Annotated in this window: 27 protein-coding genes; 13 read left to right on the top strand and 14 right to left on the bottom strand. The window is 40.4% G+C overall.

The genetic code is table 11. The annotated features are described in order from the left end of the window. Positions 1-96 precede the first annotated feature (96 nt). The 7 genes from kaiB (at position 97) to H6G26_RS02305 (ending at position 7,128) form a co-directional block, all read left to right on the top strand. Entirely contained in the window at positions 97-411 is a 315-nt protein-coding gene (gene kaiB / locus H6G26_RS02335; RefSeq protein ID WP_190727728.1) for a circadian clock protein KaiB, read from the top strand. Positions 412-548: 137 nt separating this feature from the next. After that, positions 549-2,111 carry a circadian clock protein KaiC gene (gene kaiC, locus H6G26_RS02330; protein WP_190727727.1) on the top strand — a complete coding sequence of 521 codons (1,563 nt, stop codon included), beginning with the start codon at positions 549-551 and terminating at the stop codon, positions 2,109-2,111. Between the two features lie 103 nt (positions 2,112-2,214). Then, the gene (locus H6G26_RS02325; protein WP_190727726.1) at positions 2,215-4,407 is read left to right on the top strand and encodes a TolC family protein; all 2,193 of its coding nucleotides are present in this window, start codon (positions 2,215-2,217) and stop codon (positions 4,405-4,407) included. Between the two features lie 156 nt (positions 4,408-4,563). Next, a complete protein-coding gene (locus H6G26_RS02320) occupies positions 4,564-4,941 on the top strand; it encodes a hypothetical protein (protein WP_190727725.1) in 378 nt (125 codons plus the stop codon). 329 nt (positions 4,942-5,270) lie between these two features. Further along, complete coding sequence (locus H6G26_RS02315) at positions 5,271-5,777, top strand: hypothetical protein (protein WP_190727724.1); 507 nt, start codon at positions 5,271-5,273, stop codon at positions 5,775-5,777. Positions 5,778-5,780: 3 nt separating this feature from the next. Further along, a complete protein-coding gene (locus H6G26_RS02310; RefSeq protein ID WP_190727723.1) occupies positions 5,781-6,305 on the top strand; it encodes a GNAT family N-acetyltransferase in 525 nt (174 codons plus the stop codon). A 43-nt stretch (positions 6,306-6,348) separates the two neighbouring features. Beyond that, on the top strand, positions 6,349-7,128 hold the full coding sequence (locus H6G26_RS02305) for a photosystem II S4 domain protein (RefSeq protein ID WP_190727722.1): 780 nt from the start codon (positions 6,349-6,351) through the stop codon (positions 7,126-7,128). 99 nt (positions 7,129-7,227) lie between these two features. On the opposite strand, the gene H6G26_RS02300 is transcribed toward H6G26_RS02305, so the two are convergent. From H6G26_RS02300 to H6G26_RS02265, 8 genes are all read right to left on the bottom strand, one after another. Next, positions 7,228-8,004 carry an SDR family oxidoreductase gene (locus H6G26_RS02300; RefSeq protein ID WP_190727721.1) on the bottom strand — a complete coding sequence of 259 codons (777 nt, stop codon included), beginning with the start codon at positions 8,002-8,004 and terminating at the stop codon, positions 7,228-7,230. 137 nt (positions 8,005-8,141) lie between these two features. Next, a complete protein-coding gene (locus H6G26_RS02295; RefSeq protein ID WP_190727720.1) occupies positions 8,142-9,092 on the bottom strand; it encodes a hypothetical protein in 951 nt (316 codons plus the stop codon). 343 nt (positions 9,093-9,435) lie between these two features. After that, complete coding sequence (locus H6G26_RS02290) at positions 9,436-9,993, bottom strand: hypothetical protein (protein ID WP_190727719.1); 558 nt, start codon at positions 9,991-9,993, stop codon at positions 9,436-9,438. 636 nt (positions 9,994-10,629) lie between these two features. Further along, a complete protein-coding gene (locus tag H6G26_RS02285; RefSeq protein ID WP_190727787.1) occupies positions 10,630-11,235 on the bottom strand; it encodes an exopolysaccharide biosynthesis protein in 606 nt (201 codons plus the stop codon). A gap of 40 nt (positions 11,236-11,275) precedes the next feature. After that, the gene (locus H6G26_RS02280) at positions 11,276-12,160 is read right to left on the bottom strand and encodes a lipid kinase (protein ID WP_190727718.1); all 885 of its coding nucleotides are present in this window, start codon (positions 12,158-12,160) and stop codon (positions 11,276-11,278) included. A gap of 547 nt (positions 12,161-12,707) precedes the next feature. Further along, on the bottom strand, positions 12,708-13,184 hold the full coding sequence (locus H6G26_RS02275; RefSeq protein WP_190727717.1) for a GNAT family N-acetyltransferase: 477 nt from the start codon (positions 13,182-13,184) through the stop codon (positions 12,708-12,710). 16 nt (positions 13,185-13,200) lie between these two features. After that, complete coding sequence (locus H6G26_RS02270) at positions 13,201-13,857, bottom strand: glutathione S-transferase family protein (protein WP_190727716.1); 657 nt, start codon at positions 13,855-13,857, stop codon at positions 13,201-13,203. A gap of 4 nt (positions 13,858-13,861) precedes the next feature. After that, a complete protein-coding gene (locus H6G26_RS02265; RefSeq protein WP_190727794.1) occupies positions 13,862-14,146 on the bottom strand; it encodes a hypothetical protein in 285 nt (94 codons plus the stop codon). A 177-nt stretch (positions 14,147-14,323) separates the two neighbouring features. Here H6G26_RS02265 and H6G26_RS02260 point away from each other — a divergent pair, with 177 nt between their 5' ends. Then, positions 14,324-15,217, top strand: coding sequence for a LysR family transcriptional regulator (locus tag H6G26_RS02260; protein ID WP_190727715.1), 894 nt, complete (start codon positions 14,324-14,326; stop codon positions 15,215-15,217). 61 nt (positions 15,218-15,278) lie between these two features. On the opposite strand, the gene H6G26_RS02255 is transcribed toward H6G26_RS02260, so the two are convergent. After that, positions 15,279-16,793, bottom strand: coding sequence for an ABC transporter permease subunit (locus H6G26_RS02255; RefSeq protein ID WP_190727714.1), 1,515 nt, complete (start codon positions 16,791-16,793; stop codon positions 15,279-15,281). A gap of 170 nt (positions 16,794-16,963) precedes the next feature. On the opposite strand from H6G26_RS02255, the gene H6G26_RS02250 reads away from it, so the two are divergent. Next, complete coding sequence (locus H6G26_RS02250) at positions 16,964-17,719, top strand: amino acid ABC transporter ATP-binding protein (protein WP_190727786.1); 756 nt, start codon at positions 16,964-16,966, stop codon at positions 17,717-17,719. A 50-nt stretch (positions 17,720-17,769) separates the two neighbouring features. Here H6G26_RS02250 and H6G26_RS02245 read toward each other — a convergent pair whose 3' ends face one another. Continuing rightward, on the bottom strand, positions 17,770-17,970 hold the full coding sequence (locus tag H6G26_RS02245) for a hypothetical protein (RefSeq protein ID WP_190727713.1): 201 nt from the start codon (positions 17,968-17,970) through the stop codon (positions 17,770-17,772). 183 nt (positions 17,971-18,153) lie between these two features. After that, positions 18,154-18,846, bottom strand: a complete 693-nt coding sequence (gene lipB, locus H6G26_RS02240; RefSeq protein ID WP_190727712.1) for a lipoyl(octanoyl) transferase LipB — start codon at positions 18,844-18,846, stop codon at positions 18,154-18,156. 618 nt (positions 18,847-19,464) lie between these two features. Here lipB and raiA point away from each other — a divergent pair. Then, a complete protein-coding gene (gene raiA / locus H6G26_RS02235) occupies positions 19,465-20,106 on the top strand; it encodes a ribosome-associated translation inhibitor RaiA (RefSeq protein WP_190727711.1) in 642 nt (213 codons plus the stop codon). A 75-nt stretch (positions 20,107-20,181) separates the two neighbouring features. Here the strand turns inward: raiA and H6G26_RS02230 are convergent, their stop codons facing one another. Then, entirely contained in the window at positions 20,182-20,640 is a 459-nt protein-coding gene (locus H6G26_RS02230; protein ID WP_190727710.1) for a peroxiredoxin, read from the bottom strand. Between the two features lie 122 nt (positions 20,641-20,762). Here H6G26_RS02230 and H6G26_RS02225 point away from each other — a divergent pair, with 122 nt between their 5' ends. The 3 genes from H6G26_RS02225 (at position 20,763) to H6G26_RS02215 (ending at position 24,197) form a co-directional block, all read left to right on the top strand. Further along, a complete protein-coding gene (locus tag H6G26_RS02225) occupies positions 20,763-21,887 on the top strand; it encodes an acyltransferase family protein (RefSeq protein ID WP_190727709.1) in 1,125 nt (374 codons plus the stop codon). Between the two features lie 350 nt (positions 21,888-22,237). Beyond that, complete coding sequence (locus H6G26_RS02220; protein ID WP_190727708.1) at positions 22,238-23,005, top strand: ribbon-helix-helix protein, CopG family; 768 nt, start codon at positions 22,238-22,240, stop codon at positions 23,003-23,005. A gap of 484 nt (positions 23,006-23,489) precedes the next feature. Beyond that, a complete protein-coding gene (locus H6G26_RS02215; protein WP_190727707.1) occupies positions 23,490-24,197 on the top strand; it encodes a CAP domain-containing protein in 708 nt (235 codons plus the stop codon). A 144-nt stretch (positions 24,198-24,341) separates the two neighbouring features. Here the strand turns inward: H6G26_RS02215 and H6G26_RS02210 are convergent, their stop codons facing one another. Continuing rightward, positions 24,342-25,724, bottom strand: coding sequence for a carotenoid oxygenase family protein (locus H6G26_RS02210; protein ID WP_190727706.1), 1,383 nt, complete (start codon positions 25,722-25,724; stop codon positions 24,342-24,344). A gap of 253 nt (positions 25,725-25,977) precedes the next feature. Next, on the bottom strand, positions 25,978-26,544 hold the full coding sequence (locus H6G26_RS02205; RefSeq protein WP_190727705.1) for a PadR family transcriptional regulator: 567 nt from the start codon (positions 26,542-26,544) through the stop codon (positions 25,978-25,980). Positions 26,545-26,691: the final 147 nt, after the last annotated feature.

The raw sequence follows: 26,691 nt of genomic DNA, 5'->3' as shown, positions 1-26,691 counted from the left end.
TTCAGAAGCTTTCTCTCCTGCTACTCTGCCTCTTCGGTTACTCACAATGTGCGAACAAATATTGTATTTCTATTCTCATTACTAGCTTGTAAGTGTATGAATAAAGCCAGAAAAACCTACGTTCTCAAGCTTTACGTAGCAGGTAATACTCCTAATTCAGTTCGGGCATTAAAAACACTCAAAAATATTTTAGAACAGGAGTTTAAAGGTGTTTATGCTTTAAAAGTAATTGATGTACTGAAAAGTCCGCAACTGGCAGAAGAAGATAAAATATTGGCAACACCAACATTATCTAAAATTTTGCCTCCACCCGTTCGCAAAATTATCGGGGATCTTTCAGATAGGGAAAGAGTATTGATTGGATTAGATTTGCTCTATGAAGAACTAAGTGAAGGAGATTTTGAAGAGTAAAATAATTAATGATGCAAAAGACCATTTATAAAATAAGTTTTAACTGTGTAGGGAAGCTATTTTTATAAATAGTCTAGAAAAAATAGAGTCTAAAATTTAATAAAAAACAGTCTTTATTACCCTTTTGTTATCAAGCAATGAGTGAAACCGAGCAATTAACATCAAAAAACACACCGAAAATTAGGGGTGTAGAAAAAATTCGCACGATGATTGAGGGGTTTGACGATATTAGTCATGGTGGTTTACCAGTTGGTAGAACTACTTTGATTAGCGGCACTTCAGGTACAGGCAAAACTTTATTCTCTCTTCAGTTTCTCTATAACGGTATTACCTACTTTGACGAAGCAGGAGTATTTGTTACTTTTGAAGAATCACCCAGTGATATTATTAAAAATGCTCATGTTTTTGGGTGGAACCTGCCACGCCTAATCGAGGAAGGTAAGTTATTTATTCTCGATGCATCTCCCGATCCTGAAGGTCAGGATATCGTTGGTAATTTTGACTTATCTGCACTAATTGAGCGATTACAATATGCTATTCGCAAATACAAAGCTAAACGAGTTTCAATCGACTCAATAACAGCAGTATTTCAGCAATATGAAGCGATGGGAGTAGTCAGGCGCGAGATTTTCCGCCTAGTAGCACGTCTAAAACTACTGAATGTCACAACTATTATCACAACTGAACGTAGCGAAGAATATGGCCCCGTTGCCTCTTTCGGAGTGGAAGAATTTGTTTCCGATAATGTAGTAATCGTTCGCAACGTTTTAGAAGGAGAACGCCGCCGTCGTACAAGTGAAATTCTCAAGTTGCGTGGCACAACTCATATGAAAGGCGAGTATCCTTTCACGATTACTAATGAAGGTATTAACATATTCCCATTGGGAGCAATGCGCTTGACTCAACGTTCTTCTAATGTCAGGGTATCTTCTGGTGTCAAAATCTTAGATGAAATGTGTGGTGGTGGTTTCTTTAAAGATTCGATTATTTTGGCAACAGGGGCCACAGGTACTGGTAAAACCCTGTTAGTAAGTAAGTTTATTCAAGATGGCTGCCTCAATGGAGAACAGGCAATATTATTTGCTTACGAAGAATCACGCGCCCAACTATCTCGTAATGCTTCCTCTTGGGGAATTGATTTTGAAGAGTTAGAAGATCAAGGTTTACTCAAAATAATTTGTACCTATCCCGAATCAACTGGTTTAGAAGACCACTTACAAATTATAAAATCAGAAATTGCTATCTTCAAACCAGCTCGTATCGCCATTGACTCCCTATCAGCATTAGCTAGAGGAGTGAGCAATAACGCATTTCGGCAGTTTGTAATTGGTGTGACGGGTTATGCTAAACAAGAAGAAATTACTGGTTTCTTTACCAACACAACTGACCAATTTCTAGGAGCGCATTCGATTACTGACTCTCATATTTCCACGATCACCGATACAATTCTGATGTTACAGTACGTAGAAATTCGTGGAGAAATGTCGCGGGCAATTAACGTATTTAAAATGCGCGGGTCTTGGCATGATAAGGGCATTAGAGAGTATAATATCACTGCGGATGGCCCCGATATCAAAGATTCTTTCCGAAACTACGAACGGATTATCAGCGGTGCTCCTACTCGCGTTAATATCGATGAAAAGGCGGAACTTTCTCGCATTGTTAGACGTTTTGAAGATAAACAGAGTTCCGAACCCTAAATTTAGTATCGTAGTATATTCTTTCCTAAATTTAGTATCGTGCTATATTCTGTGGTGAAGAAAGGTTTTCTGCCGCTAGATTGATTTTCGTGTGAGGGATGCGGTGAAAGGACAGCAATTATTCCATAGCTTATTGCCTGGTGTGACGGCAGCGGTCTTAACAACTCAGCCTGCTTGGGCTGGTACTGTAAAACTAACTGGGGTACAGCTGGCGTCTTCTCCTAGTGTTTTGACTTCGACTTATGGTCAAGACTTGGTTGTGGACATCATGAATACGCAACTGCATAACGGTGCAGATGTTAGTATTCCAACCCTAGTACCTGCTTTCGGTTTCACCAAACTTAGTATGAAGCCTTTAAGTAACAACAGTGTTCCAGTGTTTACGGCTGAAAATACTGTTGTGCCGATAAAACAAGTACTTAAGAAACATGAAAGTAAATTTTTCAGTTTGACACCTACCTCTAATGCTTCTCAGCAGCTAGATGTCAGCCGTTCTGCTCAAAATAACCAAAAAAACAGTAATTCAAACGTTTATGGGCAGGAATCAAAGAGGATAGTAGTTCCCAACTACACTTCAAAACCTTCTTCTGTTCAAAAAGGAATTTTGCCTCTGTCTTCTGCACAGCAGCCAGTGGTTCAAAAGGTAAATACTGTTACTCAGTTGCAAACATTTTTACAAACTTCAGCTACAGGTGTAGTATCGGCAAAACTGTTGTTAGCGCAAAGATGTCCACAGGAATTGGGGAAAAGCAAAACTGATTCCTCAGCTACTTTGCTACTAACCTCAAGCACCTGTTTACAACAAAATGCTGGTGGCTCCCGCGTTGCTCAGAGTAATAGCCCGATTCCGCCAGATTCGACGCCAACTCCCACTGTGCCGGAAACTGTAACTCCTGTACCAGAGGATTCAGTCCAACCTCCCACTGTGCCGAGAGCCGTAACTCCTGTGCCGTCAGGGCCAGTACAAATTCCAGAGAACCTTATTCCCAGTTCAAATCCCTTGCAGTTTCCCACCAAACCAGAGGAAGTGAGACTCCAGGGAAATCAGCCAATTACTTTGGCACAGGCTCTGGAGCTAGCACGGCGTAATAATCGGGATTTGCAGGTGTCTCTATTGGAGCTAGAACGCAATCGAGCGGCTCTACGTGAGGCGCAAGCGGCCTTATTACCCACTCTTGGTGTTAGTACGGATATTACTCGCAGTCAGTCTGCTGGAAGTCAGCTATCGTCGGAACTCCAAGAACAGCAGACGGGTATATCATCTCCCGATGAAGCCAGTACATCTTTTTCCGGTCAAGCACAACTCTCATATAACATCTACACCTCTGGGAGAGTACAAGCTAACATCAGAGCGGCTGAAGAACAGGTGCGTTTCAATGAGTTGGCTGTAGAAACTCAGTCTGAAGAAATCCGCCTGAATGTTGCTACTGAATACTACAATTTGCAACAAGCAGATGAACAAGTACGCATTGCCCAGTCGGCTGTGCAGAACTCCGAGGCTAGTTTGCGTGATGCAGAAGCTTTAGAGCGAGCTGGGGTTGGTACGCGGTTCGATGTGCTACGCTCTCAGGTGAATTTAGCCAATGCCCAACAAGACCTGACTAATGCTAGATCCCAGCAAGAAATTGCCCGTCGTCGTTTAGCAACTCGGTTGAGTTTGCCGCAGGCGGTAAATATCAGTGCGGCTGATCCTGTACAATTGGCTGGTCTTTGGAACGAAACGCTAGAACAAAGTATTGTGCTGGCTTTTCAAAATCGTCCCGAACTGCAACAGTTTTTAGCACAACGCAATATCAGTGAACAACAGCGTAGGCAGGCCCTTGCGGAGCTAGGTCCTCAAGTTAGTTTGGTAGCTAGCTACAACCTACTAGATCAGTTCGATGATAGTGTCAGTGTTACTGATGGTTATTCATTGGGAGTTCAGGCAAGGCTAAATTTGTATGATGGAGGAGCAGCAAGAGCAAGAGCAGATCAATCCAGAGCTAATATTGCGATCGCAGAAACTCAATTTGCCGAACAGCGTAACCAAATTCGCTTTCAGGTAGAACAAGCTTTTTCTACCCAGCAATCTAGTTTGGAGAATGTTCAAACCGCTAATACCGCTTTAGAACAAGCCAGGGAAGCTCTACGTTTAGCGCGTTTGCGATTCCAAGCTGGTGTAGGCACTCAAACTGATGTCATTAACTCTGAAAACGACCTCACAAGAGCTGAAGGTAATCGAGTCACAGCAATTTTGGATTACAACCGCGCTTTAGCCCAGTTACAACGGTCTGTTACCCTCAGAGCATTACGCTAGTAGTGCTGACTCATCTCTCAATTAAAAATTTTAAAAGTCTCATTTTTCAATGTAATTATTGAAAAATGAGACTTTTTGGTAAAAAATGTATTTGTAACAGCAATTTTGTGAAATGATGTAGCATAACTGAGTGTTAGATCGCCTTGTCAAAGACTCATGACTAAAGTAACATCTCAAGAAATTGCACAGTTTCGCTCTCAATTGGCAGATGATCCTAGCGATATGGAAGCGCTAGATTTGATTGAAGACTGTGATGGAGATTTAGAAGATGCGGCGATGACGCTAGCTATCCGGGCAGGACAGCAACCAGAAAGAGCAAATTCCGAGTGGTTAGATGCCTTGGCTAGAAAATGGCGTGTGGTCATTTGCGAACAAGAATATCGAGAAGATTTGCTTAATACTTCACCTCAAAAGATGATGCAACATTTAAAAGCAATGCCGACGTTTCCTAAAATTTTGGCAACACCAGTTTTGATATATGTCCTTAAGCAAGGCGTGAACAATTTTTGTGAGCCACTAAATTTGCTCAAGTGATCAGCCGATGTATATTTAACTTGTGCTTAACTTGTGCGATGCCTGCGGCGGGCTATGACGCTTGTTCGCGCAGCGTCTCCGATAGGAGAAGACTCGCTAACGCTTCTCTACGAGACGCTACGCGAACGCTATCGGCGTCGCGGTTTGTAGTTGAATTCAATACAGACCTAACCCCAACTCCTCCCTCGCTAGCGTTAGGGAGTAAAAATCAAAGCCTTTGCAAACTCCTAACTTCTAACTCTTAACTCCTACCCAATGCAAGATTGATTCTACCAAGACTGATACGCTGTAATTAAGGCAAAACTTCTATTAGAAAAATTGTAAAATCAATGAATTACCTTGTTGCCGTATTACCAGACCGCATTCAAGCCGAAGCTGCTTACTTAGCTTTAGAAGAAGAAGGTATAAACAGTACCATCCTTGGGAAGGGCTATAAAACGGCTGACGAGTTTGGCTTAATTGACCCTAAAGACCAAGCCAAAAAGCAAGCACAACTGATGGCAACCTGGCTGATACCGTTTGGCTTTTTTGCAGGTTTTACATTCAGCCTAATCACTGGTTTAAATACTTTTGCCTGGGCGGGTGAGGTTGGTAATCACATCGTTGGCGGACTATTGGGTGCTGCTAGTGGTGCTATGGGTGGTGTATTTGTTGGTGGCGGAATCGGTTTACTCTTTGGTAGTGGTGATGCTTTACCTTATCGCAACCGCTTAGATGCAGGTAAATACTTGGTTGCCGTTCAAGGTTCTGAAACTCTCACTCGACAAGCAACCCGAATATTACGTCAGTTTGATCCAGAAAATATCCAAGGTTATGCTGACACAGGTAACGTGTAATAAATGAATCATAGTTTACACATTACAACACAGAGGCTTGAGCTACTTCCTTGTTCTTTGGAAGTGGCACAAGCGGTAATTACAAAAAATAAATCACAAGTAGAGAGGCTTTTAGGGGTCAGGGTTCCTGATGATTGGTATGGATCTGAGGTGCTAGATTTTTTCCCAATGTATGCTCAAATGCTAATAGATGATCCTTCCCAGTTGGGTTGGGGTGTCTGGCTAATGATCCACATTGCTGATTCTACCCTGATTGGTGATTTGGGATTTGGTAGCAAACCCGATCAGACAGGAACTGTAGAAATGGGTTATGAGGTGGTATCAGCTTATCGCCAGCAGGGATTTGTTTTTGAAGCAGTAGAAGCACTGGTCGATTTTGCCTTTACTCAGCCAGAACTCAAGAGAATTATCGCTCATTCTCCAGACGATCATGTTGCCTCGATTCGCATTTTGGAAAAACTGGGAATGCAACAAATTGCTAGGGATGAGAACCTACTGAAATGGGAATTAAAGTTAGAATCAAAATAGTTATAAAGCTTAATTCTCAATTCATAACTCATAATTTTTAAGAATGTTGCCACGAGAAGAACTTTTAAAAAGTGTTGAAAATCGAGATAGTGTAGCTCGTGTAATTGACCAAGCGGAGCAAGCCATCAAAACTTGGGAAGTGGTTTTAACTGATTTTCTGTCTCCCCCAGAATTGGCGGAAATTCAACGGGTGTTTAACCGATTAACAGAAGTGCAATTAGTTGCGTGGGGCGGATACCCGCAAGCTGAACGCCAAAGACTAGCGATCGCTCGTTCAGAACTTCCCTTAGATCAATCTCAAGTCAGTCTTGTGGCTGTGGAAATTGCTGGTAATTTCCTGTTTGATACCGCCTCTCACCGCGACTTTTTAGGCGCAATGTTGGGAACGGGAATTGTTCGTGAAAAGACAGGAGATATCATTGTCTTAGGAGAACGGGGGGCGCAGGCGATTGTCGCACCAGAGTTGGTGGAATTTTTGGAAATGAGTCTTAAACAGGTGCGATCGGTTCCTGTGAAAACTCAGCGAATTGAGGTAACTGAATTAAAGGTTCGGGAACCCAAGAAAAAAGAGTTAACTACTGTAGAGGCTTCTTTGCGGTTAGATGCGATCGCATCTGCTGGTTTTGGTATGTCTCGCAGCAAAATGGTTGATTTCATTGATGCTGGTGATGTTCGCGTCAATTGGAAGGAAGTTACTCAAGCTAGTTCTCAAGTCAAATCAGGCGACTTAATCGCCATTCGCTCTAAAGGGCGTTTAGAAGTTGGGGAAATCGCCGTTACTAAAAAAGACCGTTACCGAGTTCAATTAACAAGGTATATGTAATAAGTGAGGAGGGAGGAGTGAGGAGTGAAAAGTTAAGAGTTTAAAATTTACCACTTTCTTGAACTAGAAATTCCTAACCCCTAACTCCTAACTATATACTTAAGCTTTAAAGTGTTTTGCTAACATAGTTAGCAGAAGTTTGCGCGGTACTAGCCGAGATAGTTTGCTTCTAATTTGAGTGGTAGTATCAGAACTAATAACAGTTGGATAGCCTTTTTCCAAAGCCTCTAAACATTCACAAACTACTTTTTTAGAAGAATACACTTTATCTGTACTGCTTACGAGCGCTGGAGGAAAATTAGCTTCTGTAAAAAAGTTTGTTTCTATTGGGCCTGGACAAGTGACTAAGATACGGACACCATATTGACGATTTTCTGCCCATAGCGCTTCACTAAAGCTTAAAATAAAAGCTTTAGTGGCAGCATAAACAGAAAGGTATGGTATCGGTTGAAATGCAGTAATAGAGGATACATTAATAATACTTCCAGACCGACGTTGCCGCATCAAGGGTAAAAATTTATGAGTTAAATCTACCAATGCTAAAACGTTTAATTGCACGATTTTAATTTGTCTTTCTCCATCCCCTTCAGCAAAGTCGCCATAGTAACCAAAACCAGCATTGTTGATTAGTAAGTCAATGGTTAATCCTTTTGCTTTAGTGGCATTAAACACAGCAGTAGCTGCATCAGATTCCGTGAGGTCTTTGATTATAACGTCTACTTGAATTTTGTGTTCTTCTTGTAGTTGTTTAGCTAATTGGCTTAGTTTCTCTTCAGAACGAGCAACGAGTACAAGATTTGTTTTGCGTGCAGCTAGTTCTTGAGCAAAAGCTTCACCAATACCACTAGAGGCACCAGTAATTAGAGCGGTTGGCATTCTACATATTCAGATAGTTGTTAAGCATATTATTAATTTTAGCTATGCTGCCTATAACTTTTAACTACCCAAAGTGATATACCCAAAAGGCTAAAAGCAGCACTAAGTACTAAATTCGGGTTAGAGAAAGCTTTTACTCAAAACTTCTCTTTCCCTAAGACTTGACTTTCGGAAGTGATGTGAATTCTCCGAGTAAGTACACCAATATGAGAAATTCTTAAATCTTCTTCATCTATATATTGAATAGATGGGTCAATTTTTTCTGGTAATTCTCTGTCCTTGCATGACCACTCAAATAAAAATTTAGAGTCCACATCTTTGAGGTTAGAAAATATCTGCGCCCATTGGCTTCGTCGAATTCGATTTCCCCACCTTGATTGTAATTCCATCGAGTAGGCTTCCTGCTGATAAACAAAAAAATCAAATGGTTTTTCGTTTAAATTATTATGATCTAGTAAATGAATAAGATGAAACATAAAGCCATCTTCAGAAAGGCTACTTATAAGATTTTTCAATAGCGGTACAACATCATCAACTGGCACATGTTCTAAGACAGATTTTGAAAAGATAAAATCTATTTTTTCTGAACTAGGCATTATTTCAGACAAATCAATTGGAGCAATATATTCTATACCTAACTCTTGTAAGGCTTCTACGGATAATTGTTTTAATGAAAGCAGTTTATTTAAACGTAAGCGGATAATCTCACGATCTTCAAATGTAGATAGACTATCTAAGACACTCCAATGTACAGACTTACACACAGCTTTAAAAATATTTTCGGTTTGTAATAACGGGTAAACATCCGTTGCATAAACCTTTTTTGCTCCAAGAAGGTAAAAGACTAATGAATGAGTTAGTAACCATCCGCTTCCAATTTCAAGACAAATTTTATCACGCAATACATATTTCCCTTTCCCACACTGAAGCAGATAAATAGCAATTTCATTAGCACAAATATCAAGCTTTTTGCCTGCAACAGCTAGCTTACTTGAATGTATTTTATTAAATAAAAGTTGATATATTTCAGATGATCTGACAATCGATTTTGTGCGTTCATTCAGGAGGCTATTTGCTAGTTTTTTCATTTTGTGCACCTTTTTCGCTTAACTGACCGTGAATTTTAAATAATACTAATAACTGTACCATTGAGATGGGTTATTTTATAACTAAAGCATCTTAGTGGTGTTGCTTATTATATAGTTAAGATCAAGAGAATATTCCCCTAGTAACAGAGAATGAAAACTTTGGAATTGGGAAGTGGAAATTAGCGTTCTTTTATTACTATCATGAGAGTAGAATCAATCTAATATCCACTTAATTGACTAGGGGTATTTTATAGGGTATTTGAATTAACAACTACCTCCACTATCACCGTGGTAGGTCATTCCTATAATCGATACAGAGGTTTATCTCTAGAAGTATTGCTAATTACCATTTTTCAGACCAATAGATAATTTCTGAGGCAGAACTATTAATAGCGACACCATAACTATCTCCATGATTCCACTTGAAGCCAGGTCTACCTTTATCATTTGTATTTAATACTAATATTTCATAATTAGCTGGAAAAGATTCCGTAGGAAAGTCACTGGTGTAGAAAAAAGTTGTCGGCACACCATTAGGCTGGTTTATGTGATTGTTTGTGTTACCACCCCTATATTTGTGTTTTGCACTACTTCTGTAGTGTGAAAGTAATGTTTCTATCTTGTTAGGTGGCTGTTTCAGCCTAATTTGAAAAAAACTACTTCCTTGCAAAAATTTGGGAGAGTAAGCAATGCGAACGCTTTTGGCATCACTGGGAATCTCATTAGGAAAATGTTTTACTTGGTCATTATCAGACCATAGTTGATTACGAATTTCTTTGTAGCGTGATGTATCAGTTATTATTTTAGGTTCGCTAGTACTGCTAAAAGTGGTTCTCAGAAAAAAGCTTCCCCCGACAATACAAAGACTAGCTAGGGCTAATAGAAATTGCGATCGCTTCATCAAGTTGGGTGCGTCTAACTTTTATAGTCATATACCCAACTAATAAACTAAATTAGTACTATTGCGGATATAGCATCAGAGATATTAACAGAAACTTTGTTTATCTAAGGGAAATTCCGGGTAATTGTAAAATTAATGTGAAGTTGATCAATGATTACCTAGTCAAAAACCGAAGGTTATCCTCATTCAGACTAGTACTTCTTTTGTAGCTAATGGAATCAATGCCACAGCCATCCATTTTTTTTTCAATTTTTCCTGATGCAGCAATAACTAAGATGGATATATAAATAGTAGATGCACCTTAATTAAATCATAGCCCTCAACTTTTAGTTGGGGGCTTTTTTTATTACTGATATTTTCTAATTCGGGAATAAAATAAATTTGCTTATAAGTCTAATTTTCCCGGATATGGCGTTCAATAAAGTGGATTACTAAATAGTAGATGCACCTTAATTAAATTATAGCCCTCAGCTTTTAGTTGAAGGCTTTTTTATTTCTGATGTTCTTTGATGTGTGAAAAAATAATTTTGTCCCCAATTTAAATATGCCCGGATATAGCACTCAAGAAAGCGGATTAATAAATGGTAGATGCACCCTAATAAATTACAGCCCTTAGCCTAAAGCTGGGGGCTTTTATTATTTAAATATAGACGGCAACAAATTGGGAGCTAACCATAGTGCATAACCAATAAATCCAAAGAACAACGTAATTAGGGCAGTAATGCCGTAGCTAATGCAAATTAATAAACCGTCAGATTCGATGGTGGCAACAGCCAAAAGTAAAATACCTACAGTGGGAATGGGATTTGTAAAGGGAATTGGTAATATTAGTAATACTGTTAATAAAGAGATACAAATACCATTAATTCGCCAAATCAAAGGATTATTGGCTATTTTTGCTAATCGGGGACGGGCGATTTTCTGTAAAACTTTGGTAAGACGTCCCAAATTTTGCAAAAGTAACTGGGCAAAGGGACGAGGAAATTTGTAGTTAGCGATTCTTTTTGGTAGCCAGGGCGATCGCCTCCCTAAAACCATTTGCCCTGACAACAGTAAACAAGCACCACCAAAAGGGCCAGTTAATCCCGGTGGCATAGGAAATAAAAAGGGCAAAACTAATAATGTAATTACTAGGCAAAACCCTCGTTCTGAGGTTTCTGCCAGAATATCACCTAGAGTCAAGGGTTGTTCAGCTAGGCGTTGCAACAGGGACTTTATATCTTGAGAAAATCTCAGATGCATTTGGCGTGAGTTGATGCGAGTTCCCACATTTTTAGCAGAGCTAACTTTTAATTTTTGGAGGTACTAAAACAGCTATAGCTTTAGGTATAACCCGAAAATGAGCAGGAGTGTAGGTAGTGATTTCACCATCTGTATTGATAGGGCGAGGTTTGCGAGTATGCACCTTTATTTCTTGACCTTGAAGAGAGCGTACACTTTTCCAATATATATGTCGCCCTTGTCGCATAGCAGGAAGTAATAGTATAATCTGCCACCAATGTTTAATCTCTAAGCTATAAAGGTCTAGCCTTTGGTCATCTATTGTGGCATCGTCAGCCACTGCCATCCCGCCGCCGTAATAGCGGCCGTTACCCACAGCAATTTGTACTGTTTTCACGCGAACTGATTCACTATTGATCACAATCTCAGCAGTAAAAGGTCTAGCTTCCCAAATCACTTGCAATGCAGTGGCGGCATAAGCAAATATTCCCCAACGGCGTTTGGCTTCTTTGGTAAGCCGCTGGGTAATTTTTACACTCAATCCCAGGCTAGCAACGTTAAAAAAGTGCTTGCCGTTCACCCAGCCCAAATCGATGCGGTGTAAATTTCCACAAGCAATAATTTTGCAAGCTTCATTGAGGGAATTCGGGATTCCTAAAGTCCTCGCTAGATCGTTGGCAGTTCCCAGAGGCAAAATTCCTAAGGGCAACTGAGTATCAACCAAAACATCTACTGCGGCATTGAGAGTGCCATCTCCTCCGCCAATGATTACCAAGTCAACTTTATGCTGATAGCGAAGTATAACTTCGGCAAGATGTTTGGGATCTTCTGTAGACTCCTCAATTAAATTAAAGCCAAGTGTCTTCAGATATTCAATCGCTTCCGACAGACCCTTTTGCCCTTGGCGGGCATGATGATTTACTAGCAGCAGTGCGCGGGAACTCATGGGTAGTACGTTTTGTAGTTGATATGTCCAATTATCCGCATCTATGTATTCTGCTTTAATTTGACTACAAAAAAGTGTTTAATTTGTTATGCTATTCATCAATAATTCATTTTATAAATGCTTATTATGTTGTAGCTACTAATTTGTAATTTATATTTTATCTAGTTTAACTCTATTAGTCCTCGGTGTGTTGATACTCAGTAAATATAATTTTTACTCCTTAAATCGCTGAATTTAGATATTTTTATTCGTGATAGAGAGATTTATGCCAATATAATATTATAACAACCACAAAATAATACCAAATAAAAATTTATTTTTATTGGTATAGATATATATTTTTAGATTAAATCTGTATAAATATTATTAATATTTAAAATTATTTAACTTTTGCCTGAGAAGACATTTATTTATATATTAACTCATGCTGTAGCAGATTAAAAATTGTTTACGGCTCTGAAGGCACTATTTATATTAATTTCTATTATTAACCAGTTATAAGCTAAGGAAGGAAGCCTGAGTTAGTTCTGCTTCCCCTACTGAAGATTTACTTACTTAGTTCTTGACCATCTAAGCGACATAATTTTACTTTGTTAATAATCTTGGCACCTATTCTTTCATAAAACTTGATTCCACGCTCGTTAGATACAGCTACAGTCCAATCGATTCTGCCACAGCCTTTTTCCTGCCCAATCTGGCGCAAGCGTAACATCAGCGCCTGACCAACACGATGGCTTCGATGTTCAGCTTTGATATATAAGTCATCAAGCCAAATTCCAGGTTTTGCTAAAAAAGTTGAATAGGTAAAGTGATAGGTTGCTAACCCAATGGCATCCCTATCAACCTCAGCTAAAAGAACAAAAGCAAGGGGCTTTTCTCCAAATAAATCAATTTCTAGCTTTTGAGAAGTTGCTTCTACAGATTTAGGACAACCATCAAATTCGGCTTTCAAATGAATCAATTCCATAATGGCAGGAATATCCCTTTGGTTTGCCTCTCGAATTGAAATATTCCTGCTGTTCATATTCTTCTTTACTTAATTAATACTCGTATTGGGGGATAATTTCTGTCTCATTCTTTGCAGCCTTTATCCACTCTTGCATAGCTGGAAGTGCCAAAACTGCCTCTACATAATTTCTAGAAACAGGATCTAACTGCACATCATAGGTTACAAACCGTAGGACAACTGGAGCAAAGAATGCATCAGCGATCGCAAAATGACCAAACAAAAAATTGCCACCATTCCCAAATTCTTGACGTGATTCTTGCCAAATATTAGTGATGCGGTCAATATCTTGCTGTACGCCGGGTGCTAAACCTTTACCAGGATATTTAGTACGGCAGTTCATCGGCATATTCTGACGCAGATTTTGAAAGCCTGAGTGCATTTCTGCGCTGATGGAACGGGCGAATGCCCTTGCGGCCTTATCTTCTGGCCAGCATTGCAGAGTCGGAAACGTTTCAGCTAGATATTCACAAATAGCAAGAGAATCCCACACAGTTTGCGTGTCGTGCAACAACACAGGTACTTTCCCTGATGGTGAGTATTGCCGAATTTTTGATGCATAATCTAGGTTATTGTAGAGAGAAATCCTAATTTCATTGAATTCTAAACCAAGTTGTTTCATCAATAGCCAAGGACGGAGTGACCAAGATGAATAATTTTTATTACCAATTACTAAAGTTAGTTGCGTCATATTTTTAATACCTATAAAGCTGCTCAATCCACATACAAACATCAGCTTGAGAACCTGAAGAAAAACTTTTTCCAGTTGCAGGATCGTAAGCTTGCCAGTAGATATTACCGTAGCGGTCAACCTTCTGCCAAACTTGTAATTCGTTAGAATCTAGTAAGAGCTTTTTAACAAAATTTTTCCAGATACTATGCAGAAATCCCCAAAATTTGGAGTTGAATTTTTTCTTCAATAACGGGCTACCATTTATTTTTGGCTCTCCTATTGTGAGATGCCTAATTTTATTGTTCATAAAATTATTCCTGAAAGTTGCTCAGTAAATAAAACAGTAGCAATATCTTAATTAGGAATCAAATCATGGCTTGTATAGGTTGTATAAATAGGATTTATAGATATGAAAAATTACTAATACTACCTTTTTGTCACAATTAAATCAGGATGTGTATACCCTTGTTCTCATTAATTGCCTATGAAATTCTCCCAACTTCGAGCCATAGTTGCAGTCGCAGATCGTGGTAATTTTAGTGAAGCAGCCTTAGAATTGCAGCTTTCTCAGCCTGCGATTAGTCATGCGATCGCTACCTTAGAAGAAGAATTAGGTGTGCCTTTATTTGCCAGAGGCCGTCACGGTGCTGTGCTGACACCGGCTGGAGAGCGCATTTTATATCATGCTCGTCAGGCTATGCAGCATCTAGAGATGATGCAACACGAAGCAAACTTGCATAAAGGTTTACATGGTGGCCATGTGCGAATTGCGGCTTTTCGTAGCGTCGCCACCCATTTATTACCAAAAGCGATCTCTCAGTTTCATAATCAATTTCCAGAAATTGCTGTCACAATCATAGAGTGCCCTGCTTTCACAGATGTAGAACAGTGTTTGCGTGACGGACGTACCGATATTGGTATTACCTGTTTACCAACTGGTGAAGAATTTGACACCTGGGAAATTTTTCAGGATGAGTATCTAGCTTTACTACCACCACATACCAAAATTAGCAGTCCAGAAATTACTTGGGAAGATATAGCAGCCTATCCACCGGTTTTACTTCCTTGCACACCCTGTGGACGCATTCTTCACAATCACCTGAAGACTTTAGCAATCCCAATAAATACTGCTAGCGATATCCAAGAAGATTCCACAGTCGTTAGTATGGTAAATCAAGGATTGAGAGCAGCTATTATGCCTCGTTTGGCAGCTGTACCTATTCCCCCAAAGGTGCAGGTATACAGTTTACCTGCACCGCTAAAGAGAGTAATTGGAACTGCAATTCTATCTAATGCCCTCCATGTGCCTGCGGTATTCACTTTTTTGGAAATGTTGAAAAAATTTGATTTTTATAGTTTAGCTAAATCCACTTATTAATAATAAAAAATTTAGCCGCAGAGCCAGAGACTTACGCTGCCTCCAGTCATCAGAAAAATTATTAGGTATCGTATTTTCTTTGCCGTTTAACCGGATTCATCCAAACTTCTAAGCGACTAAAAGCTTGTGAAGAAAGTAACGTTAAGCATAAATAAACCACTGCTACACCAGCGTAAATCTCAAAAGCGCGATAGTTATCAGCGACAATTAACTGTCCTTTACGTACCAATTCTTCAAACCCAATCACAGAAACTAAGCTTGTATCTTTCAACAAACTGATAAACTCATTGCCCAAGGGTGGAATCATTCGCCGGAAAGCTTGGGGAAAAATTACATAACTCATTGTTTGCACAGAACTTAAACCTAATGATTGCGCTGCTTCTGCTTGTCCTGTTTCAATTGATTGAATTCCAGCACGTACAACTTCCGCAATGTATGCGGCGCTATTTAAACTTAAGGCAATTACCCCAGCTACCAAACGATCAAAAGTAAATGTAAAACCAAGTTCTTGCAAAATTGCAGGTAATCCAAAATAAATCATAAAAATTTGCACCAACAAAGGTGTTCCCCGGAAAAAATCTACATACGCCCTGGCTACCCAACGCACGGGTGCGATACGAGAAAGACGGACGATACCAATCAAGGAACCCCCAATTAAACCAAACACTACAGAAAGTATTGTTAATTGCAACGTTACTAAAACTCCCTGTAATAAAGTCGGAAAAGCCTGCAAAATCACGCCAATTGAGGTAAATATTTGAGGTGCGCCAGCGCTAGTCTGGTTCTCAAATGGTGATTTAACTGGTAATGATGGTGGTTCGGCTTTAAACCATTTTTGATAAATTTGGAAATAAGTACCATTTTCCAGCACCCTATCCAAACCGTCATTAATTAATGCCAAATTCGGCGAATTTTTAGCTGTTGCAATCCCGTAAAACTCCTCCGTCAGCAATTGCTGTACTACTTTTATTCCTTGAAGATTGCCCATATTAATGGCATATAAAGTCACAGGAGCATCATTTATCACCGCATCCACATTACCATTGAGCAATTCTTGGAGGGCTAGAGGTGCTGAATCAAAACTGCGAATTTGCACTCCGGGAATACTTTTAGCCTTTGCAGCCCCAGTTGTACCAATTTGTACTGCAATTTTTTTATTTTTGAGACTGTCAAAGCCAGTAATATTTTGATTGTTTGTGCGGATTGCGATCGCTAACCCAGCTTTAAAATAAGGACGAGAAAAAGAAATCGTCTTCGCTCTCTCTTCTGTTATAGTGATCGAACTAATCGCTGCATCTACCGTTTTGCCTTGCAAAGCTGGGATAATGCCGTCAAAAGGCAGACTTTGAAAATCCACTTTAAAGTTAGTAGAAGAAGAAATCGCATTCATCAAATCAATCGAAAAACCCTGCAACTCACCACCTTTTCCCTGAAATTCAAAAGGTGGAAACGCCGGTTCAGTAGCAACCCGCATTTTCACCGTACTAGGATTCACCCCACAGCCAGCCAGTAACAAACAGCTAAAACTTACAACTAGAGATAAGCGTAACCAACGGATAAAACTAAATTTAACCATATTATTTTCTCTCCTCCTCTGCGCTCTCTGCGCCTCTGTGGTTCGTTCAAGTTATATCTTGCAACTATCAAATCTCCCGCCAATAAATACATTCTGAGGCGCTTTTTAGAACTGCTACGCGTCTATATTAAAAGCCTTACAATCAACTGTAGAGCAGCCTGATACAAGTGATGAACAATACCATCCCCGCCATTATTTTTGACAACATCGAAAAAAACTTTGGTTCCCTAAAAGTCCTCAAAGGAATCACCGGCGAAATCAACCGGGGAGAAGTCGTTGCAGTTATCGGTTCCTCCGGTTGTGGTAAAAGTACCCTACTACGTTGCTTCAATCGCCTAGAAACCATTGACAACGGGCGTTTAATAATCAACGGTATCAACTTATCCCGATCCACTGTCAACTATAACCAACTGCGGCAACTACGAACACAAGTAGGCATGGTTTTCCAACAGTTCAACCTGTTTCCTCATCTGAGCGTATTAGAAAATATGACACTCGCACCGCGTAAAGTCTTGGGAAAAACACCGAAGGAAAGCGCCCAATTAGCGAGATTATATTTAGACAGAGTTGGTTTATTTGACAAAGCCTCTGCTTATCCCGAACAACTCTCCGGTGGACAAAAGCAACGAGTAGCCATCGCTCGTAGTTTATGTATAAATCCCCAAATCATGCTATTTGACGAACCCACCAGCGCCCTAGATCCCGAACTCGTCGGCGAAGTTTTGCAAGTGATGCAGCAATTGGCATCAGAAGGGATGACAATGGTGGTTGTCACCCATGAAATGCAATTTGCCAAAGAAGTAGCCCATCAAGTGATATTTTTAGACAAAGGTATTGTGACGGAACAAGGCCCAGCCTATGAAGTACTGACCAATCCCCAAAGCGATCGTCTGCGTATTTTCCTCAGTCGCCTCAACGTTAAATAGTTAGGAGCGAGGAGTTGTAAATTAAAGATTTTTTCATAACTCATAACTCATCAAAGATATTCGCGTAAGAAATCAAAGGGATCATCTTCCCAACAAGGTTCAGGTATCAGCCAAAACAAACTCCTGTCGATGTCGGCTTCAATTTCATCACCATCGTCTGTATCAAATAGTTCTATCAAAGCTGTCCAATCACGTTCTCTCAGAAAGGTTAACGATGGGGCATATACCTGGAGATTATTTGAGTAATTCACGCGCAAAGTTGTGCTTGAGTACCGTAAAAATTTAGGATAGAAGTTTGTAAATAATCAAATTTTTGCTTTGACAACCGTAGTTAAATAGTTATTTTCATACTATTAAATATGGGCTACTCTCATCAGTGTCTCACAATTTAAATATAACTGCTATAGCATTTATTACATAATTACAATCTGAATCTACTCAGATCGGAAAAATCTTTGAGGCTGCGACTCGACTAATTCCACGCCAAAGACTTCAGCAAAGGACTGTGCTAGAAAAAAACGCACTTCTTCGCAGGTGATATCTGGAATCCACTCAGCCAAACTGCTTACAGGTTTATCAGAAATACCGCAGGGTACAATGCGCTCAAAGCCTGTCATGTCTGGACAAACATTTAATGCAAAGCCGTGCATGGTAATCCAACGGCTGACTTTAATACCAATAGCCGCAACTTTTCGCCCTTGTAACCAAACGCCAGTAAAAGCCGGAATTCTTTCTCCCTGCAATCCATAAACTGCCAATACGCCAATTATGACTTCTTCGAGTTGCCGCAAATACCAATGGAGGTCTTTACGATAACGTTGCAGATTTAAAATTGGATACCCTACCAGTTGACCGGGACAATGGTAAGTAACCTCACCACCTCGTTCAACTCGATGCACATCATATAGACCTTTGTCAATATCGAATTTGAGAAAATCTGAGTTGCTTCCTTGCCCAAGAGTATAGACAGGTGGATGTTCTAGCAAAATTAACACGTCATCTAGATTAGGGTCATGGATACGCTCAGTGAGGAGCGATCGCTGCCATCCATGAGCATCTAAGTAAGGCATTAATCCCTGGTTATATAATAAACAACGGTATTTATGTAGTTTTATACTATGGATCATGCCAAAAATCAACTCGTATCGGGGACGAAATATATTTCAAGTTACACAGATGGAGTCAATAAATGTAAAGATTTGCAAAGGATTTTAAAGGAAAGTCAAGGGAACATAAATTAGAAAATACAAAGTGCTAGCTTGAATATACAACCTCAATAGGTTTTAGGAGGAATTCTCTGCAATAAGCATCATGCCAAGACGATAAAGGCGAATGTATTGGCTGATGATTTTCATAAGATTGTTTGAATTTTAAACAGAATCAAATTTCCCCAAAGACTTGTATTATTGAACAACAGCAAGCAAAATTCAACCGAACACAGAAGGAGCAACTATCAACAATTCTGTAAGCGTTCTTTTAATACAAAAGATAGTTACAGAAGCTACTGCTAATATTTTCTCATCAAAAATTTCTATGTGAAAATCCAATTGGATATCAGCGCAGAGATGAGGAGGAAAATCAAGGGTATAATGAGCAAAAACCCAGATGCAGTAAGCTTAGAGACAGCTTACGAGCAGTACATAGAAAAAGTTCACAATTTGTTTTGGCGGGAGTAATAGACCTTACCGCAATTTCTTTTCATACAAAGCAAATTCACACATCAAATATTCAGTGGGAGAGTTTACATGAAGCTTGTCATCCACGGCAAAAATATTGAAATCACCGATGCAATTCGTGAGTATGTACATCAAAAGATTGAAAAAGCAGTTAGTCACTTTCAGAGCATTACAAATGAAGTGGATGTGCATCTTAGCGTAGCCCGTAATCCCCGAATTAATACTAGACAAGCGGCTGAAGTAACTATTTATGCAAATGGTAACGTTATCCGTGCCGAGGAAAGCAGCGAAAATCTCTATGCCAGCATTGACTTAGTTGCAGATAAAATTGCTCGTCAATTACGGAAATACAAAGAACGCCGTCAAGACCAAAAAACTCAAGCTCAACCACCAGAAGTTGTTGTAGAATCGGTAGTCACAGATTTAATTGGCGATCGCACCCCCGAACTACCTAACGAAGTCGTCCGTACCAAATATTTTTCCATGCCGCCGATGACCCTTGCAGAAGCCCTGGAACAACTGCAACTTGTGGGACACGACTTTTATATGTTCCGCAATTCTGAAACTGGAGAGATTAATGTAATTTACGAACGCAACCACGGCGGTTATGGTGTGATCCATCCCCGCAATGGTAATGCCCATACTAACGGCAAGAATGGTAAGGCAAGCCACGCTAATATTGTCATGCCGGAAAAATCGCATTCTAAATAGGGGCTAGGAACTAGAGACTGGGGGCTGAGGACTAGAAAAGAATTTCTCAATCCCCACTACCCAATACCTAATCCTTCATTTCACAAGTTGTTGCAAAGTTTTCAATGCTTCTTCAACATGACCTTTAAAGTTAAACATTGAATCAAAGACGTATTGCACAACTCCTTGTTGGTCAATAACGTAAGTAACGCGACCAGGGAATAAGCCAAAGGCTGCTGTTGCGCCATATAGCTTCCGAACTTGGTCGCCTTTGTCAGTTAATAGGGTAAAAGGTAGATTATATTTTGCTGCAAATCGTTGGTGAGATTCGGTGGAGTCAGCACTCATGCCAACAACTTCAGCGCCAGCACTTTTAAACACTTCATACTGATCGCGAAAGGCGCAGGATTCAGCCGTACATCCGGGTGTGTCGTCCTTGGGGTAAAAATATAAGACTACAGCTTTTTTGCCGCGAAAATCTTGGAGGCTAATTGTTGAGCCGTTTTGAGCAGGTAAAGTGAAATTAGGAGCGGTATCTCCAACTTTAATTGGCATAGCGAGTGGTGGTAATTACTTAACAAAATTTTACCTTGTATCCAAGTCTATAAATTTTGCTTGATTACCTGCATCAGGCAGAGTAGCTTAGATACTCACTCATTTAACATAAAATTCCGCTTATGCGCCTGACTTCACTGGATGTTTTTCGTGGCATTACGATCGCAGCGATGATTCTTGTTAATATGGCGGGAGTTGCAGATGATATATATCCTCCCTTAGCCCACGCCGATTGGCACGGCTGCACACCAACTGACTTGGTATTTCCCTTCTTTCTCTTCATTATTGGTGTAGCGATGACTTTCTCGCTGTCAAAGTACACCGAAGGTAATACAACCTCAGCTATTTACTGGCGCATCTTACGCCGCGCCGCCATTCTCTTTGCCTTGGGATTACTACTAAATGGCTTTTGGAATCAGGGTATTTGGACTTTTGATTTGAGTAGCATCCGCATTATGGGAGTGTTGCAGCGCATTAGCATTACCTATCTGCTGGCTTCCTTAATAGTTCTCAACCTTCCGCGTAAATTTCAATGGATACTCGCAGCAGTGCTACTCATTGGCTACTGGCTAACGATGATGTATGTACCAGTACCCGATTTTGGCGCGGGAGTTCTGACACGAGAAGCTAATTTTGGTGCTTATGTTGACCGTCTGATTATTCCTAAACCACATCTATATAAAGGTGATGGTTTCAACTTTATGGGAGATCCAGAAGGACTGTTCAGTACTATTCCCGCAATAGTAAGCGTTCTCGCTGGCTACTTTACTGGTCAATGGATACGTAGCCAACCTGTACAGTCACGCACAAGTATCGGGTTAGCATTATTTGGAGTTGGTTGTTTAATTATCGGTTGGGCGTGGGGGTGGACATTCCCCATCAACAAAAAGCTGTGGACAAGTTCTTATGTAATCTTTACTAGCGGTTGGGCGTTACTTTTGCTAGCAGCTTGTTATGAATTAATCGAAGTCCGGCTGAATCGTCGCTGGAGTAAACCTTTTGAAATTATGGGCTTAAATGCGATCGCACTTTTCGTTCCATCCGTTTTATTGATTAAAATCTTAGTGAAAACCACTATTGGCACAAGTAAAGATGCTCCCAGTACTTACAATTGGATTTACCAGAATTTTTTCGCATCTTGGGCGGGAGTGCTGAATGGTTCCCTATTGTTTGCCATAGTCACCGTGTTGTTGTGGTGGGCTGTTGGTGTTCTGATGTATCGGCAGCGCTGGTTTCTCAAAGTTTGACACTCCCCGCGATAAATCGACGGGAATTCTTGGTTCAACGAAACCACTTAACCCAGAGTCCTCGCGTCATCTAGACCAGAGGTGGGATTCTCCCCAAGCGTTAATTCGGGTATGCCCTACCCTATTTGCATTCCTGCAAGTCCTGTTTAGTTTGAAACAAATTGTTCCAAAATTCTGAGTCGTCTAGCTCCTATGAATCTTTTACCTACTGCTAGGAAGAAACTAGAACAATGCAGTAGAACTGCATAGATTCAATTGTCAAGGTTCAGTGCTTTGTCTTTCGACAGCTAGGTTTTTTAAGTGGTTGATTACCTTTCCACTATAATTAGTGTAGCACATTGGTACACAGAATGCTTGAAAAACAGTTGCACATTAGAGTTTCGCAAGAAGAGATGAAAGCCATTGAGCGATATGCAAAAAAAGCAAAGCGAACCAAAACAGATATTATAAGGGAGTTTATTCGCTCACTAAAAACAGTTTTAGAACCTCATAACGTATCAACCGATCCGATTGCCGATATGTTAGAGGAAAAGAAAAAAACTACTAAACCTGTAGCGATCACGATTAATAAAAATAACGATCAAGCCGATCAATCTGTCAAAACAACTAGAGTTAAAAAGTTTGACAAATACGCTGATATAGCGCCTAATTCTAAGGACAAACTTAAGCCTATTACAGAGGGAACACAGATGTATATGATCGTTACCCTACTAATGAAGGGATCGACTTTAGATGAATTTGAGAACAAGGGAATGAATATAGGAACAGGGCGTGAGGGATCGCGATCATTTTTCGGTAACTACTTAAAAAAAGAAAAGGGATACGGGATCAAGCGTACCGTTGACCCTTCCGATCCTAGTAACATCAATAAGTATGTATTTCATCTACAGTTACCTGAAGGCGTTGAGCAGCCTACATTTGTTAGCGCGGATAGCGTGAGAATGATCGGTAAAGGTAAGAAAAAAACTGCTCAACCTATTCAACCTAAGTTAGATAAACTAACACAAGCGTTAGCCCAAAGAGACGAGCTAGAAGCTCAAAATAAGGAGCTTAATATTAAGCTAGAAGCTCTGATGTCTATGATGACTCAACTGTTACCTAAGACTCATAATCAGTAAAGTTGACACACTAGAACATAACTAATATGTTCTAGCTGACTATTTAATCTTACGATCGTGGTATTCAACCGGGTATCGGATACCACGATCATAATATTAAACTCTTATTCAACCTAGCATAACCACAAATGACAACTTCTGAACTAATAGAACAAAAGCCGTTGTAGAACGACGTAGCTCTAAACCCATTTTTTCGGGAAAAATATTTTTTGTGGTTTGCGTTTGAGTGTTAGCTAGGTTACAACAGGTATTAAGTAATCCTTTTTTAACACTCAAGGAACAAAGACGAGCACAGGGTTATCTATAACTATTGATAAACTCATTTCCGTTCTTATTAGGGGACTGATCGAAGTTTTAATGTATGATAACAAGCCGCTTCTAAAATTCCGAATAAAGAAGCGTCTACAAACTTCTCTGTGTGTTGAAAATTTTTATTTCTTCTAATTCACTAAATTAATCCATAGAAAAGATTGTGAGGTAATGAATGTATCGCATTAAATTTTGGGTACTTTTGCCAGTTGCCCTGGTTTTCGGCTGCTCAAATCAACTGTTTCAATCTACCCCATCTGTGGCAAACTCTAAGCCAGCAGTAGTTAAACCTAGCACTCCAACTTTATTAGCAAAGGCGAGTTATCTTTCACCACTGGAACAACAGGTAATTGTTGAAACAAATAAAGTACGAACAAATCCCAAGTCATATCTCCCGATTATGGAAAACTATAGAAAGCGCTTTGAGGGGAACCGAGTCAAAATTTCTAATAATACCTATCTGCGAACTCAAGAAGGAGTCAAAGCAGTCGATGAAGCGATCGCATTTTTGAAATCAGCACGTCCTGTAGGAGCGTTGAGTGCATCTAAGGGTATGTCTTTAGGAGCAAGAGACCATGTTAAAGACCAAGGCCCAAAAGGTGCTACAGGTCATGATGGTAGCGATGGTAGTAACCCCTTTAATCGCATCAATCGCTATGGTAGATGGCAAACAACCGCAGGCGAAAATATCAGTTATGGCCCAAACACCGCTCAAGATATTGTCATGCAGTTAATTATTGATGATGGTGTGCCCGATCGCGGTCATAGAACAAACATTTTTAACGGCACTTTTAGAGTAGCTGGCGTTGCTTATGGAACCCACAAATCATATAGAACAATTTGTGTAATTAACTACGCTGGTGGGTATAGGGAAAAAACGTAAACGTGAGTTCCACTAACCTCTCCCTACTTTGAACTAAAGTTCAAGTCTGTCCCTCTCCGACTCGGAGAGGGACAGGTTTTGCGTAGCAGAACCAGGGAGAGGCCTTTTTATAATAATTGCTGACTGTAAAAGCGAAATGATCGACTATTCCCCTGCAACCCAAGCACCATGAAATCCATAAGGCACTCGTTGAGAAATTATCACCCGCGCTAGAGGTTCAGCAGTTACATCTTGGGCATTCACCACTACTAATTCTGAAGTGTTGGAATTCTCATCGTGGACGAAAGTCATAAGCCAACCATCATCCTCAGCAATTGCACCAGGACGCGGTGCAAACACAGTTTCACCGCCATAGCGCCCCTGTCCGAATTCGTGGGTTTGGGACTTTCCACTGCTGAAGTCGTATTTAATAATACCTTCAAATAAAGGTAGGGGATTGTTTGCTGCTTTGTTAGTGTAGCCATATCGGTTTTGTCGCCCCAACAGGTTTTCATTGACGCGGGGAAATTCAGAAGCTACATCATCTAACATTTCTTCGCGTACTGTCCCTGTGTTGAGGTTAAATCGCCAGCGATGCAAGCGGGGAATATTTGCATCTGGGTCAGGTTGCGAATCATCTAAACTCAAAACAGTCGTAGAACTCATGCGACAAGCAATCAGCACTACTTCATCTCCCTCTTCGTAGGCATTGAGGGTATGGAAGACGTAGCAAGAGGGACTCTCAAACCATCGGATATTACTGTTGTTACCGTGACGTGGTACAATGCCAAAACGACTAGAGCGATCGCGCTCAAACATCATTACAGGTTCTCCCCGTTGCGATCGCTCAGGCTTAAAAGTCAACGGCAAATCCATAAATATTGTGTAGTTTTCTGTGATGGCAAAATCGTGCATCATCACTCCTATTGGCAGATCAATCGGTACTGTCCACAAAAGTTCTCCTTGTGCTGAAACCACACTATATTGCAGGTACGGTGGTACAAACAGAGAGTAGCCAAAGAAGATCATTTCTCCCGTCACCGGGTCTACCTTAGGATGGGCTGTAAAGGCAGAAGTTAGCTTCCCATTATAGGTATACTCGCCAATAGTATCTAATTCAGGAAGCTTAATGGCGTGAGGTTTACCTCCCTCGTTCAGTGCCAACATCTGACCAGCGTGCCACACTAAGGCAGTATTGGCAGTATTTTTGTAGCCACCGTGGGGGTTATCAGTTCGTGGTGGTTCTAACATCCCACTCCAGAGAGCCTTACCCGCTTCTCGTTCTTTTTTCCATCCCCTTGTCTGTACGTAGCGGTTACGATAAGTGGCTACGCCGTTGCTAATTTGCACACCATGCAACATTCCATCTCCGTCAAACCAGTGATATTCACCGATGGGTGTCCATTGAGGATTAGGGCCATTTCGGACAAACATCCCCGATAAGTCAAGGGGTAATTCACCGATGACTGGCAATTTGTCTGTGGTGATTTCTTCGCGGATTGGAGCAAAATTGCGATCGAGATACGGATTGACTGCTATTGTTACCATTACCTTGATTTATGAGAGTTACAGAAAAACGAGCCAGAGCCAACAGCTTCCTCTCTTTGAAATGTTAACGGCGCGGGGGTTCTAGTGAAAACGCCCTACAGTATACAGTTTAAGTCTGTGGGCATGATAACCAATCATCCTAAAGAGGACAGTTAACTCATCCCACGGCTATGAAAATCCGCGGGATTTCGAGTCATTAGTACCGATTGAAGGGATAGGATTCCCGCCGATTTTCGTTTCGTGCTAGGGAGTGTCAAAGAATCTGGTAATGTGATGCATATGGCTTTTGGTGACTGATAACATTAAGCGCTATCTTCAACCAATCAATATAAGTCTGTTCTCTTTTGATCACTAACTCCAGCACCAGCCTTTGCATAACTTGCTCACGGTTGGCAGACTCATCACTAAGTGATGGCAAATCGATGATTTCACATTCAGCAAGCTTTTTGCTTCGAGCCGCTAATTGTTGCTCCAGTAGATAAATGATGGTTTCATTCGGCAACTGATCTGCAAAATGCAACTGGACAAGCATTGGTTCTCGTACAGTCGGCAAGGGCTGATGAATTCCAAGCCATCGGGTGAATTCGGCTTTCCCTGGTTCAGTTACGCTGTAGACTTTGCGGTTGGGCCGATCGTGCTGAATCTCAACCGTACAGGTAATCCAGCCTTGCTCAACTAGCTTATCGAGAGTTCTGTAAATTTGTGCCTGGTCTGCTGGCCACAAATAAGCAATGCATTGATCAAAGCAGCTTATTTTGAGGTCGTAGCCCGTCATTTCTTGCTGCTGAAGAAGACCTAGAATTACGTATGCTAGCGACATTAAGACGGTTTTCCCATAATTGATATTTTTTTGATAGGTTCTACACTATGTACTTCTTATAAGTTTATGCTAATATATGATTAATCAAATATAAGATATAACGATTATAAAAAATATGTTGATTATCATAGGTCTACAGAAGGAAAC

The sequence above is a fragment of the Nostoc sp. FACHB-888 genome (assembly GCF_014696655.1).
In the GTDB taxonomy this organism is placed as follows: Bacteria; Cyanobacteriota; Cyanobacteriia; order Cyanobacteriales; family Nostocaceae; genus Nostoc.
This window is presented reverse-complemented; position numbering and strand designations above follow the sequence as displayed.

What these genes read in the sequence shown, in the direction of transcription:
- kaiB (WP_190727728.1), top strand. Translation starts at nt 97, where the DNA reads ATGAATAAAGCCAGAAAAACCTACGTTCTCAAGCTTTACGTAGCAGGT.
- kaiC (WP_190727727.1), top strand. Translation starts at nt 549, where the DNA reads ATGAGTGAAACCGAGCAATTAACATCAAAAAACACACCGAAAATTAGG.
- H6G26_RS02320 (WP_190727725.1), top strand. Translation starts at nt 4,564, where the DNA reads ATGACTAAAGTAACATCTCAAGAAATTGCACAGTTTCGCTCTCAATTG.
- H6G26_RS02315 (WP_190727724.1), top strand. Translation starts at nt 5,271, where the DNA reads ATGAATTACCTTGTTGCCGTATTACCAGACCGCATTCAAGCCGAAGCT.
- H6G26_RS02310 (WP_190727723.1), top strand. Translation starts at nt 5,781, where the DNA reads ATGAATCATAGTTTACACATTACAACACAGAGGCTTGAGCTACTTCCT.
- H6G26_RS02305 (WP_190727722.1), top strand. Translation starts at nt 6,349, where the DNA reads ATGTTGCCACGAGAAGAACTTTTAAAAAGTGTTGAAAATCGAGATAGT.
- H6G26_RS02300 (WP_190727721.1), bottom strand. Translation starts at nt 8,004, where the DNA reads ATGCCAACCGCTCTAATTACTGGTGCCTCTAGTGGTATTGGTGAAGCT.
- H6G26_RS02295 (WP_190727720.1), bottom strand. Translation starts at nt 9,092, where the DNA reads ATGAAAAAACTAGCAAATAGCCTCCTGAATGAACGCACAAAATCGATT.
- H6G26_RS02290 (WP_190727719.1), bottom strand. Translation starts at nt 9,993, where the DNA reads ATGAAGCGATCGCAATTTCTATTAGCCCTAGCTAGTCTTTGTATTGTC.
- H6G26_RS02285 (WP_190727787.1), bottom strand. Translation starts at nt 11,235, where the DNA reads ATGCATCTGAGATTTTCTCAAGATATAAAGTCCCTGTTGCAACGCCTA.
- H6G26_RS02280 (WP_190727718.1), bottom strand. Translation starts at nt 12,160, where the DNA reads ATGAGTTCCCGCGCACTGCTGCTAGTAAATCATCATGCCCGCCAAGGG.
- H6G26_RS02275 (WP_190727717.1), bottom strand. Translation starts at nt 13,184, where the DNA reads ATGAACAGCAGGAATATTTCAATTCGAGAGGCAAACCAAAGGGATATT.
- H6G26_RS02270 (WP_190727716.1), bottom strand. Translation starts at nt 13,857, where the DNA reads ATGACGCAACTAACTTTAGTAATTGGTAATAAAAATTATTCATCTTGG.
- H6G26_RS02265 (WP_190727794.1), bottom strand. Translation starts at nt 14,146, where the DNA reads ATGAACAATAAAATTAGGCATCTCACAATAGGAGAGCCAAAAATAAAT.
- H6G26_RS02260 (WP_190727715.1), top strand. Translation starts at nt 14,324, where the DNA reads ATGAAATTCTCCCAACTTCGAGCCATAGTTGCAGTCGCAGATCGTGGT.
- H6G26_RS02255 (WP_190727714.1), bottom strand. Translation starts at nt 16,793, where the DNA reads ATGGTTAAATTTAGTTTTATCCGTTGGTTACGCTTATCTCTAGTTGTA.
- H6G26_RS02250 (WP_190727786.1), top strand. Translation starts at nt 16,964, where the DNA reads ATGAACAATACCATCCCCGCCATTATTTTTGACAACATCGAAAAAAAC.
- lipB (WP_190727712.1), bottom strand. Translation starts at nt 18,846, where the DNA reads ATGATCCATAGTATAAAACTACATAAATACCGTTGTTTATTATATAAC.
- raiA (WP_190727711.1), top strand. Translation starts at nt 19,465, where the DNA reads ATGAAGCTTGTCATCCACGGCAAAAATATTGAAATCACCGATGCAATT.
- H6G26_RS02230 (WP_190727710.1), bottom strand. Translation starts at nt 20,640, where the DNA reads ATGCCAATTAAAGTTGGAGATACCGCTCCTAATTTCACTTTACCTGCT.
- H6G26_RS02225 (WP_190727709.1), top strand. Translation starts at nt 20,763, where the DNA reads ATGCGCCTGACTTCACTGGATGTTTTTCGTGGCATTACGATCGCAGCG.
- H6G26_RS02220 (WP_190727708.1), top strand. Translation starts at nt 22,238, where the DNA reads ATGCTTGAAAAACAGTTGCACATTAGAGTTTCGCAAGAAGAGATGAAA.
- H6G26_RS02215 (WP_190727707.1), top strand. Translation starts at nt 23,490, where the DNA reads ATGTATCGCATTAAATTTTGGGTACTTTTGCCAGTTGCCCTGGTTTTC.
- H6G26_RS02210 (WP_190727706.1), bottom strand. Translation starts at nt 25,724, where the DNA reads ATGGTAACAATAGCAGTCAATCCGTATCTCGATCGCAATTTTGCTCCA.
- H6G26_RS02205 (WP_190727705.1), bottom strand. Translation starts at nt 26,544, where the DNA reads ATGTCGCTAGCATACGTAATTCTAGGTCTTCTTCAGCAGCAAGAAATG.